Origin of the sequence: Bradyrhizobium sp. Arg237L (assembly GCF_029990105.1) — a bacterium.
Taxonomy (GTDB): domain Bacteria; phylum Pseudomonadota; class Alphaproteobacteria; order Rhizobiales; family Xanthobacteraceae; genus Bradyrhizobium.
The window spans coordinates 92477-104595 of the sequence record NZ_JAQMIL010000008.1 but is presented as its reverse complement, the minus strand read 5'-3'; the positions used below and the strand labels follow the sequence as shown (position 1 = coordinate 104595).

General features: G+C 61.6%; 9 protein-coding genes. 5 read left to right on the top strand and 4 right to left on the bottom strand.

The genetic code is table 11. From position 1 onward, the window contains the following. Position 1 precedes the first annotated feature (1 nt). Positions 2-853, bottom strand: coding sequence for a LysR substrate-binding domain-containing protein (locus OZ411_RS07055; RefSeq protein ID WP_282527342.1), 852 nt, complete (start codon positions 851-853; stop codon positions 2-4). 265 nt (positions 854-1118) lie between these two features. Here OZ411_RS07055 and metC point away from each other — a divergent pair, with 265 nt between their 5' ends. The 4 genes from metC to OZ411_RS07035 all read left to right on the top strand — a co-directional run bounded on the left by metC (position 1119) and on the right by OZ411_RS07035 (position 7016). Beyond that, entirely contained in the window at positions 1119-2282 is a 1164-nt protein-coding gene (gene metC / locus OZ411_RS07050; RefSeq protein WP_282527341.1) for a cystathionine beta-lyase, read from the top strand. 55 nt (positions 2283-2337) lie between these two features. Further along, on the top strand, positions 2338-3351 hold the full coding sequence (locus OZ411_RS07045; RefSeq protein ID WP_282527340.1) for a M14 family metallopeptidase: 1014 nt from the start codon (positions 2338-2340) through the stop codon (positions 3349-3351). A 42-nt stretch (positions 3352-3393) separates the two neighbouring features. Continuing rightward, positions 3394-5658 (top strand): molybdopterin guanine dinucleotide-containing S/N-oxide reductase, encoded by a 2265-nt coding sequence (locus OZ411_RS07040; RefSeq protein ID WP_282527339.1) that lies wholly within the window; start codon positions 3394-3396, stop codon positions 5656-5658. A gap of 929 nt (positions 5659-6587) precedes the next feature. Next, a complete protein-coding gene (locus OZ411_RS07035; protein WP_282527338.1) occupies positions 6588-7016 on the top strand; it encodes a hypothetical protein in 429 nt (142 codons plus the stop codon). 42 nt (positions 7017-7058) lie between these two features. Here the strand turns inward: OZ411_RS07035 and OZ411_RS07030 are convergent, their stop codons facing one another. The 3 genes from OZ411_RS07030 to OZ411_RS07020 form a co-directional block, all read right to left on the bottom strand. Beyond that, on the bottom strand, positions 7059-7421 hold the full coding sequence (locus OZ411_RS07030) for an integrase core domain-containing protein (protein ID WP_282527337.1): 363 nt from the start codon (positions 7419-7421) through the stop codon (positions 7059-7061). Positions 7422-7556: 135 nt separating this feature from the next. Continuing rightward, positions 7557-9248, bottom strand: coding sequence for a methyl-accepting chemotaxis protein (locus OZ411_RS07025; protein ID WP_282527397.1), 1692 nt, complete (start codon positions 9246-9248; stop codon positions 7557-7559). Between the two features lie 283 nt (positions 9249-9531). Next, on the bottom strand, positions 9532-10506 hold the full coding sequence (locus OZ411_RS07020; RefSeq protein WP_282527336.1) for a LysR family transcriptional regulator: 975 nt from the start codon (positions 10504-10506) through the stop codon (positions 9532-9534). A gap of 38 nt (positions 10507-10544) precedes the next feature. Here OZ411_RS07020 and OZ411_RS07015 point away from each other — a divergent pair, with 38 nt between their 5' ends. Beyond that, positions 10545-11777, top strand: coding sequence for an NAD(P)-dependent oxidoreductase (locus tag OZ411_RS07015; protein ID WP_282527335.1), 1233 nt, complete (start codon positions 10545-10547; stop codon positions 11775-11777). The last annotated feature ends 342 nt before the right edge of the window (positions 11778-12119 follow it).

Genomic DNA, 12119 nt, shown 5'->3' with positions numbered 1-12119 from the left:
CTCAGAAGGCCATGCCCCGGAATGTCTCGAACACCTGCTGCGCAGCCTCGTCAACGCTTTCATCGCGCATATAGAGATAGAAGGTAACGTCCGGCAACCGCGGCAGGCCGTCGGCCTCTCCCAGCACGCGCAGATCCGGCGTCAACATTTCGATGTTGCGGGCCGTGATTCCCAGGCCGGCCCTCACCGCCGCGCGAATGGCGAGGAGATTGAGACTGAGATAAGCGATGCGCCAGGAGAGATGGGCACGGTCCAGCGCGTCGATGGCAAGCGCGCGAAATAGGCTTGGTTCATTGGACAGAATAAGTGGCAATTGCTTCTTGCGCTCGAACTGGTAGTCAGCTGCACACAACCACACCGTAGGGGAGCTGCGCAGCGCGATGCGCGGCAGGTTTGGATCAAGCCTCGTCGTGATCGCGAGGTCGAGCTCGCCCTTCTTGAGCTCCTCCATCAGAAAAGGGCTGCGACCGGTACGGACTTCAAGCAGGACATTGGGGTGGCTCTTGGCGATCCGCCCGAGCATGATCGGCAGAATGTTTTCTGCCATATCATTGCTGGCGCCAAGCCGCACCACTTCGGTTTGCCCCGGCCTGGTGGCGAGCGCCGCGTTGGCCTCGTCATTGAGCGAAATGATGCGCCGGGCATAATCGAGCAGCTTCATGCCGTCATCGGTGAGCCGCTTCGTGCGCCCCTGCTTTACCATCAGCAATTTGCCGACATGGCTCTCCAGACGCTGCATCTGCTGGCTGACCGCGGATTGCGTTCGATGCACCCGTTGCGCCGCCGCAGCAAAGCTTTCGGCATCCGCGATAGCGACGAATGTACGCAGTAGATCGAGGTCGAGATTGCGCATGGACGATCCAGAGAGAACCGGGTCAACAAATTAGGGTAGCTTATGAGTCTCGTCGCGACATTTAAATTGTGAGGCCACGGCTTGGGGCGTAATCATGTAACGAAACCCTCTGTTCTTCAGTAAGAAGGCAGCACGAACGACCCATGGAGCGCTCCCGCGGTGTCAAGCAAGATTTCTGCCAATCGATTAGCAATCCTGCAAGATATCCAATATTCCTCCGGTCGCACCCGCCGCACCGCTCCGCTTCGCCCCTGAGGTTCGTGCCATGAAGAAAGACACGCTTCTCGTTCGCGGCGGCCGTGCGGCCACCGGCCCCGTCAACCCGCCAATCTCGCGGGCCTCCACAATTCTCTTCAAGGATCTTGCTGCCTTCGACGCCACCCGCGCCGACCGGTTCGGCGCCTTGCGTTACGGCATTCACGGCACCGACACACTTTTCGCACTCGAGCACGCGCTCGCCAAGCTTGAAGGCTGCCATCGCGCCATCGTGCTACCGTCAGGTCTTGCCGCCATCACAGCCGCCCTCACCGCGGTAGTCAAGGCGGGCGATCACCTGCTCATGGTAGATACCGTCTACGGACCCACGCGCGCGTTCTGCGACGGATTGCTAGCCCGCAATGGAGTCGAGACGACCTACTACGATCCCCTGCTAGGCTCCGGTATCGTCGACCTCATCCGTGACAATACGCGGGCAATATTCTGCGAGAGCCCCGGCTCGCTCACCTTCGAGGTGCAGGACGTGCCGGCCATCGCGAAGGCTGCCCATGCGCGCTCGATCCCGGTTCTGTTGGACAATACCTGGGCAAGCCCGCTGTTCTTTGATGCCCTCGCCCACGGCGTCGACATATCAATCCAGGCGGCGACCAAATATATTTGCGGCCACTCGGATGTGATGATGGGCACGATCGCCACAACCGAACGGTGGTGGCGGCCGGTGCGCAACGTGGTGGCGGACCTCGGCTTTTCCACGAGCCCGGACGACTGCTATCTGGTGCTGCGCGGCATGCGTACGCTCGGCGTAAGAATGCGCCACCAAATGCAAAGCGCGCTCACGGTGGCGCGCTGGATGCAGGCTCAGCCGGACGTGCGGCGCGTGCTGCATCCCGGCCTGCCCCACGATCCCGGGCATGCGCTCTGGTCGCGCGACTTTACCGGCTCGTCCGCACTTTTTGGCGTCGAGCTCGCGGCCCGCTCTCAAGCCGCGCTCACGGCCTTCATTGATACACTGGAGCTGTTCGGCATCGGCTCGAGCTGGGGCGGATATGAGAGTCTCGCGTTGCCGGCGCGCTTCACGCGCACCGCCCGGCCCTTCCCGCTCTCGGGCACTCTCGTGCGCCTGCACATTGGCCTTGAGGATTCCGACGACCTCATCGCCGACCTCACCAAGGCGCTTGCTGCCATGCGTGCGGCGGAAACCGCAGCAACATGAGTCGTCCGCGCCAGATCCGACTCTTTGTATCGAGAGACCGCACAAGGACATCCAGATGACTGAGACTTCTTTCGCCGAGATCCTCGCTGTCGCGAAGCCTGCGAGCCTCACCACGGGAGGTATCTTCGTCGGCCGGCTGGCATCGGGCGTGGCCATCGAGATTCCCTACCTTATTGCCAAGGGCGCCAAGCCGGGAAAGTGCCTGTGGCTCAACGGACAGGTCCACGGCGATGAGATCAACGGCATCGTTGCCGCCCTCGACTTTGCTCGCGGACTCGACCTCTCCGCACTCTCGGGCAGCGTGGTGGTGAGCTCGACCGCAAACCCGCTAGCCTTCGACGGACGTCGCAAGAAAGCGCCGCAGGACGATATTGATCTTGACCAGTCCTTTCCTGGTGCGGCCGCAGGACTGAGTTCCGAGCGTATGGCGAAGATCTTCTTCGAGGCCTCTGCCGCTGCCGACGCGCTGGTGAACCTGCACACTATGGGCACGGCTTTCGATGCGGACCCCTACGCTGTCTACAAGGTACATCCCAACGGGCGCGTCACCGAGGCCGAGCTGTTGCGCCTTGTCGCTCCGTTCACACCCGCCGTCGCGTGCCGCATGAGCATCGCAGGCGGCACCGGAGAGCTTCCGGGCAACCTCGCCGGCGCCCTCGACTATCAATGCCTCGACCGCGGACAGATCTCCTTCATGATCGAGCTTGGCGGCGGCGGACGCCTTGTGCGGGAGCATGTCGCGCAAGGCATCGCCGGCTTCGACGGGTTGGCACACGGCCTCGGTCTTCTGCCCGAGACGGCTGTTGGCCCGCGCAGTCTTCGCCAGGTGACCAAGCGCCGCCACGTGACGTGCTCTGAGGGAGGAATCTTTCGCGTGCATGCCGTCCCCACCCAGATCGTTCCGGCCGGGCAGGCTCTGGGCGAGGTCATGGACCTGCACGGCGTGATACGCGAGCGCGTGACGCTTCCATTCGACGCGCTGATCATCGGGATCCGCCGCGATCCGGTGGTGCATTTCGGCGATCGCGTTGCTTTCGTCGCCGAAGCATGGGCCGACGTACGGACTTGAGCCCGCGATGGACCGACGAAGAGACGGCTGAAGGAAATCGCCATGGCCCTGCGTCGCTTCCCCCATCTTGCCCACTGGGGTGCGTTCACCGCCGTCGTCGAAGATGGACGGCTGGTTGGTTGCGAGCCCTTCGCAAGCGATCCCAATCCATCGCCGATCCTCGGCAACATCGTTCCCTCGGTTTATTCGGACAGGCGCATCCGACGGCCTGCGATCCGCGAGAGTTGGCTCAAGCATCGCCACCGCGCCGGTGGCGATGGCCGCGGCCGCGAGAAGATGGTCGAGGTGGACTGGGACGAGGCTCTTGAACTCGTCACCGAGGAGATTCGCCGGGTAGAGGCGAAGCACGGACGCGAGGCGCTGTTCGCAGGCTCCTATGGCTGGTCTTCCGCTGGGCGATTCCACCACGCACGCTCGCTCATTCGCCGCTTCTACTTTTCCGGCGGCGGTGCGGTGGATCAGCAGGGCAACTACAGCTGGGGCACCGCGCAATTTCTGCTGCCTTATGTGATCGGCACCTACAGCCCTCTCACGGGACGCGTCACCGCGTGGCCGAGCATCCTCGAACATACCGAGATCTTTCTCGCCTTCGGCGGACTGGCGCTGAAGAACGGACAGGTCTCCTCCGGCGGAGCCGTGCAGCACACGCAGGAGCTCTGGCTGCGACGCCTTGCCGAGAAAGGCATCCCTGTCGTCAACGTGTCTCCCACGCGCGGCGATTGCCCCGACTTTTTGCGCGCCGAATGGCTTCCGATCCGGCCCAATACCGACGTGGCATTGATGCTCGCGCTCGCCTACGAAATCCTGCGCATCGGAGGTGAGGATCGCAATTTCCTCTCCACTTACACGGTTGGGCACGAAACGCTTTGCGACTATGTGCGCGGCGTCGGTGACGGCGTCCCCAAGACGCCGGAATGGGCCGAGCAAATCTGCGGGCTGCCCGCGGCGGCAATCGCAAGGCTCGCTGCGCAACTCGTCGGCCGACGCTCCTACATCACCTGCTCATTTGCAGTCCAGCGAGCCGAGCACGGTGAGCAGCCTTACTGGATGGCGATCGCCTTGTCGGCGCTGCTCGGACAAGTCGGCCTGCCGGGCGGTGGCTTCGGATTCGGTCATGGCTCCATGAACGGCGTGGGCAATCCGCGTCCTGCCACGCCGGGTCCGGAAATGGCGGTGGGACGCAATCCCCTCGGCCGCGCCATTCCCGTGGCCCGCATCGCCGACATGCTCCTCCAGCCAGACACTCCTTATGCCTTCGATGGACGACGCGAGACCTATCCCGACATCAAGTTCATTCATTGGGCGGGAGGCAATCCCTTTCATCACCATCAACAGCTCAATCGTCTGCTCATGGGTTGGCGGCGTCCGCAAACGATCGTTGTCAACGAGATCTGGTGGACGCCGACAGCGCGGCTTGCCGACATCGTGCTCCCCGTGACCACGACGCTGGAGCGCAACGATATCGGGGGATCCTCCCGCGACCGCTTCGTGGTGGCAATGCACCAAGCCATCGCTCCATTGCACGAAGCTCGATCGGATTTCGATATATTCGCAGATCTCGCCGCTCGTCTCGGCTACGAAGCGGCCTTCACCGAGGGCCGCGATGAGATGAACTGGTTGCGCGACATCTATGCCCGCTGCGCTGCGGGAAACGCGCAGGGCGGGATTGCTTTCCCTGCTTTCGAGAATTTTTGGGCGGAAGGCATGCTGGAGCTGCCGGAGCCGAATCAAGATTTCGTGCTGCTTGGAGATTTCCGGGCTGATCCCGCCGCTCATCCGTTAAAGACGCCGAGTGGCCGTATCGAACTCTACAGCGAGACCATCGCCGGCTTCGCTCTCCCGGATTGCGGCCCGCACCCGGCCTGGATCGAACCAAGAGAATGGCTGGGCGCGGAATCGACGCAACGTTTTCCACTGCACTTGCTTACTGTTCAGCCGGCTGATCGGCTGCACAGCCAGCTTGATTTCGCGCCGCTCCCTCAAGGCAACAAAGTCGCGCGGCGCGAATGCATCGCCCTCAACCCGATGGATGCTTCGGCGCGTGGCTGCAAGGACGGTGATCTCGTGCGGGTGTTCAATGATCGGGGAGCGTGCCTTGCCGGCGTGCGGGTCGATGCGAGCATCAAATCGGGTGTGGCGGTGATGGCAACCGGCGCCTGGTTCGATCCCGACATCGAACACGAGGGCGCGCCGGAACGCGCCGGAACCGCGAATGTGCTGACCCATGACGTCGGCACATCTCTTCTCACACAAGGCCCGAACGCAATGAGTTGCCTCGTGGAGGTGGAGCGTTTCACGCTCGCCTGACCTGCCGGCCCTCGCCCACAATCTTGATTGCGGCGCATGCTTGTCCTTCGCAGGAGCGCGGCGCGGACTGCGCGAAAGAACGCCGCTGTCGCGCATCAGGCCGTTTAGGCGCTAACTCCAATTGCAGACAGTGCCAGCGGAGACTTAGACTACTGGTTTCCGTCGTAAGCTTCCGGCCGAGGCGCTACCATCGAGCGATATAAAATCGCGGAAAATCGTAGGTTGGCGTGCAAAATCGTAGTTTTGGTAGCGGGGGAGCGCTACCGTCTTTCCCCACATCGCGCCACCATTTCCTTCAAACGCGCGGCTTTATGGGTTCCTACAACGAGGCTGTCGACGAACTGTTCAAGTCCGTCAATCCAGCCGTCTCGAAACTCTCGGCGACCAGAATGACATGGCGTGGTTCTTGCTTCGTAAAGCTCGTCATCGTCGAGGTACTAGTCCATGTTCCGAGCACACTATCTTGTTGTCCGAAGCCGCGCAAAGCAGCTCCTGCTCGCGCTAGTACCAGGCGGCCAGATCGATGCGTATTTGCCGCTCGTCAGATATCATCATGTCCCTCTCGCTCGTTTCCGGCCAAACGCCTCCACTCGCCGGCAAGCCCCACCGACTTCGCGCGCTGCGGCCACCAAATGGCTTAGAAAGGGATTAGATGAAGCTGACGCGGCGTTGTAAAATATGAATTTTCTGCCGGCTGATTAGCCGAAGGCTATACCTACCCGTAGTTGCGGGTATCCGCCTTCGGGTTTATGACACACACCGACGGTCCGGGTTGCGCCATAAGCGGATCAAGGAGCGCTTGTTTCCGGCCGTTACTCCCTATTTCCGCCAACTTTGATCGCCACGTAACTAGCGGATAATTTGACCGAAGCGTGGCCAGAAGGGTCCCGCGATCAACGATTTCAATCGAAGCGGTTTGCAGAACGCGAATGAAAAGCGCTGCGCTATTTGCCCTTGGCCTCTTGTCTGCCGGTTTTTGGTTGCACGACAGCGCTAGATGTCAAACCTCGCTTGCCCCGCCGCTTTCGCTTGCGCCGCCGTTGACTGACAAGGGTTCGGCACCATCGGCGACGACCAATGTTGGAACGCCATCGGCGACCGATGGCGTTTCGTCTACACCGGTCATCGGCAGGCTCCCGTCGTCGCCTAAACCAGCCGCCGACTACGATGGCTTTAGCGTCGGTATCGTCGACGACGGCGACACATCAGGCCAGACGACGCGACGGGCTAGGTCGCGCGCGGCAAGACAGTCCAAACTCAGTCAAGAGCCCAATAGTATCGCAGGGCTGCAATCGGTCGATCAAGCGGAAGACGACAAACTAAAGCGCAAGCTTACGATCTGCCGCGGCTGCAAGTAGCAGGTCGCCGACAACCCCCGGCCAGGCTTCGCCTTCGGGTACTCACGCCGCGATTTTCGCAGGCCAACCCGCGCAGGTCATCTGCCGCCTTGGACCCCGCGGCAAGCTGCCAGCATCGACTCGTGGGCGCTTCGACGATCGTCGACGATGCCGGCGCGCTCGGGCGTAGTGGTGATGAAGTCCGCCCAAGATGGCGCGTGAACTGATCACACCAGTCTGCTGAACCGGGCGGAAAACCGGCGCATCCTTGTTAAGGGATCGATGAGTTCTGACGCGGTTGTAGTAGTCCGCATGCGATCGCAGGATTCGGCGCAGATGCGCCTCGCCTAAGACTATGATGTGGTCCACACACTCACGCCGGATCGATCCGATCAGCCGTTCAGCCGCCAGCTTAGGCGATTCCATCACGTCAGCAACTCGGATAAGGCTTCGGTACACACAGCTACTTCGAATTCGCGGAGACGATTCTCGTTACGCCGGCCTGACGGGCCGGCAGTTTGGAGGATGGCTAACTAACGCACTCTGCATCCGCTCCCTGATTTACGCAGACCGCACGGTATTGAGGAACTTGCCTACTTCGACTTTCAGCCGGTCGCTGTCGCGCGCCAGCGATCGCGCCGCCGAAAGCACCTCCGACGAGGCCGATCCTGTTTCGCTGGCCCCTTGTTGCACGTCGATGATGCTGGAACTGACCTGATGGGTGCCCATCGCCGCCTGTTGCAGGTTTCGCGAGATTTCCTGTGTCGCCGCACTTTGCTCTTCGACTGCGGAGGCGATGGTCGATGAAATCTCTGACATCCGCTCGATTGTTGCACCGATTTCCTTAATCGCGTCCACCGACTCCCTCGTCGCGACTTGGATCCCGGCGATCTGCTGGCCGATCTCGCCGGTGGCTTTCGCCGTTTGCTCCGCCAATGCCTTCACTTCGGACGCAACAACGGCAAAGCCACGGCCGGCATCACCGGCCCGCGCCGCCTCGATCGTTGCGTTCAACGCCAACAGATTGGTCTGCCCAGCGATGCTGCTGATCAATTCGACGACGGCACCGATCCGACCGGCCGCTTTGGCCAGCTCGTCAACGTTGGCGTTGGTCATGCGGGCTTGATCGACGGCCGCGCTGGCGATGCGGGCGGACTCCTGGACCTGGCGACCGATCTCGTTCACTGACGAGTTCATTTCTTCAGTCGCAGAGGCCACAGACTGCACATTGGCGGAGGCCTGCTCCGATGCTGTCGCCACCACCGCAGTCAACTGCTGCGCCCGTTCCGCTGTCGAGGTCAGGCTACCCGCGGAGCTCTCCAATTCCGTCGACGCCGACGACACCGTCTCGACGATCTCGCCTACGATCGTCTCGAATTCCCGAGTGATGCCATCGACACGCTGGCTACGCTGAATCTTGGCTTCGGCATCGGCCGCGGCAGCAGTGTCGCTGGCCTTCTTTTCGATCAGCGCTTGTTTGAACATCTGCAAGGTGTTTGCCATCTTGCCCATTTCGGTTTTCGCACCATGATACGGCACTTCAACGCTGAGATCGCCATGGGCAAGCGCCTGCATAGGGCCCACGATCGAGGCGATGCCGCTTGATACGCTGCGTACCAGGTAGACCGCGACGCTGATTCCTGCCGCGGCCGACGCAGCAAGAATGGTCGCGAGCAGAAGGAAGGCGAAATTGTAGTTGCCCTCAGCAGCGATACCCGCATCGTCCGCGCCCTTGTTATTCAGATCGACGTCGCGATCGAGGATGACGTCCGCTGCCTTCCCGACCGGATAGGCCTTGGTCTCGTTGAATTCGAACGCATCATGGGGAATTCTGCCAATGCCGTCGCGCGACAGAACCACGACTTGCTGGACCATTGCTTCGTAGCGTTCCCATTGCTGGACCCAGTCATTGTAGATGGCACGTTCTTCCGATGAACTGATAAGTGGCTCATAGCGCTGACGGATTTTCAGCAGGCTCTGCGACGCCTCCACCAGCCGCTTCTCCGCGGCTGTCTTGGCAGCCAGCGTTTCGGCCAGGATATGCAGACGGACGATCCCGCGATATCCCGTGGCAATGCTGCGCAACTCGCCGAGCGTGCGCACGCTCGGTAACCAGAGGCGCTGGATCTCCGTCGTGTTGGCATTGATGGAGCGCATGCTTGCGACGGCAAGCAAGCCCATGCCCGTCATGGCAATCAGAAGAAAGAACACCACGATCGTGATCTTGGTACGGATGGATATCTGGGCAAGCATGAGGGCGTCCTTCGGGAGCGTGGTCAGGGCGCGAACGACCTTGTCAAGGAACCGAATCACGGAGCCGAGATAGAAAGTCATCGCTTGCCGACAACCGTTAGAGTGCCGAACTTGCACAAGGGTTAAGTGACGAGTTCGTGCCGGCAAAGGTCTGTTGCGCGTGGCGCAACGGTGATCATTCGCCGGATCGGCACGCTCTCGCGTCGTTGCACTTTCCAGGGCCGGCATTCGGTCGGCGTGGCGCCGATCGGGCTGCGATCGAGGCGGTCAAATCGGCCGCCACTCACCCAGATACTTCCGCGCCCGTTGGTCGCGAGCTATCCTCCACCGAAGGGCGATCCCAATAGGCTGGACTCGCGTAGCGCAGTGCCAGAAACGCGAGGAGAGCCTGAACCTTGGGAGAGACGATTTTCTTCGGCGGGTAAACGCCCCAGATCGCCGGCTCCGGGCCGCGTGCTGCGAACCAGTCCCAATCGCCCAACAGCGGGACAAGGCGCCCTGCCCGTAGATTTTCACCCACCAACCATGACGGCAACAGCGCCACGCCGAGCCCCGCCACGGCTGCGTCGTGCAGGACATCGGAACTGTTCGCGCGAACGTTTCCACTCACGGCAATCTCGTATAGTTCTGTCGATGCGTCACTGTGCCGCCGGAAGTACCAGCAGTCGCCGGTTGCCGTCTTGGAAACCAAACAATTGTGCTTGGCCAGGTCGCCCGGCTGGGCGACCGAACCTTGATTCCGAAGATAGGCAGGACTAGCAACGACGACACGTCGATGCGCGGCGAGGCGCCGCGCCACCATGGTCGAATCCCTGAGCGCGCCAATTCGCACTGCGACGTCATCCCCGGACTCGATCATGTCGACCATCACATCGGTCAGCGTGGCATCAATGCGAATATCGGGATATTCGGCGATGAAATCCTTCATGTGCGGCATGACGTGCAGCCGCCCGAACGTGGTTGACATGTTGATCCGCAACAGTCCTCGCGGTTTCCCGTTCAGCGACGTCGTCAGGGCGCGAGCGTCCCCCACGGCGTTCAGGATATGCGTAGCCCGCTCGTAGAACACGGCACCGGCCTCGGTCAGGTGCAGACGGCGCGTCGACCGATTGAGCAGGGTCGCGGCGAGATCGTATTCTAGGGCCGCAACATGACGGGAAATCGTCGATACCTTCACGCCGAGGTCCATCGCGGCCAGCGAGAAGCTGCCGAGTTCGACTGTACGGGTGAAGGCGCGCATGGCCATGAGGTAGTCCATCGACGACGTATCCCGCTTTCCAGTCACGCAACAATCATTTGCCGCAGGGGGGGTTTTCCACCCAGAAATCCAGTGTCATGCTGCGCTTAGATTCAATTTCCAGAGCGATATCCGCCATGGCCCGCATACGCACAGATCGCAGATCGTCAGCCGCCATCGTCGCTGCAGCGTCCTCCTCCACGCCATCGCCCCAACCAGCAAAGCCGGCTCGTCCACGCCTCGTTGGCGTCGTCGGACTCGGTCGAATGGGACGTGCTTTTGCTGAAAACCTCGGCGCCGCGGGCTATCCGATCATCGTGTGGGATGCGTTTCAGGCTCAAATCGATGCCGTGGTGCGACCGGGGATCATCGCGGCCGCGAACCTCGCCGATCTCGCAGATTGCGACGTTGTGATCACTTCGTTGCCCGACGACGACGCGCTGGCAAGCGTTGCGACCGGTCCGCAGGGTCTGCTCGATATGCTCGCGACCGGCGCCATCCACATCTCGATGAGCACGGTGAGCCCGCCCCTCTCCCGCCATCTGGCCGCGGCCCATGCGGCACGCAGCCAAAATTATGTTTCTGCTCCGATTCTCGGCAATCCGGACATGGCACATACGGGGGACGTGTTCATTCTCGCAGCGGGTCCCCATGCCGCTATCGATACTGTTCGCCCACTGCTCGAAGTTCTCGGCCAACGTCTCTTCGTCATCGGCGAAGAGGCCGCCGCCGCCAACCTCATGAAGCTCGCGGCTAATGTCTTGACCGCACTGACCATGCAAGGCGTGGCCGAAGTCCTCGCGCTGCTCCGCAAGGGCGGAATTGATCATCGCATCGGCTTCGACATCCTCACCAATTCGCTGTTCGACTCGCGCGTTCACCGAACCTATGGCGGCAAGATCGCCAATGAGCGGTACAGTCCGCCGGGCATGCCCGCGCCACTGGCAGTCAAGGACCTCCGGCTGGCGCTTGCCGAAGCCGAAAGATATAGCGCGCCAATGCCGACGGCCAGCCTGGTCCACGATCGCCTCGTCACCATGGTCGCTCATGGCTGGACCAATCTCGATTGGTCCGCGCTTGGCCTGCTGGCGGCACGGGACGCCGGCCTGCCCGACATTATCCCGCCAGAAAGCGGCACTGCCGACCGAACAACGGAGCAGGCGGCGATCCAAACCGACAAAATGTCTGCTTTGTCTGTGAGACCGATTGATCAAGTCTATCCTCCTTCTACGGCTGGCAAACGATCCGCGGACCCGGGCGAGGCAATCAATGCTGGCCACGTCACTCGCTGAACTCACCCATAATGAAAGCGACTTCCTCCCGGCTGATCTCTCCGACAAGTCGATCGCGGCGATCGACAACCGGCAGAGCCGAAACCGGCCGTGACGATGACGACATCGGCACCGGCCAGAGCCGACTGGTCAGTGGTGCCGCGCAGTGAAACATCGGTGCCCTCCACGGCGGCGCGTGGGACGGGTGGAGCGCCTTGCCCGCCGGAGGTCCTGCGTCACGTCGAGGAGCACGATGTCTCCAAGCCGTTGCAGCATCGCCAGATGGGCAAGGGTTCCTCCAATTTGCCCCGCTCCCGCCAACACAATCTTCCTGCGCGACAGATCAATCCTTTCATGGAGACG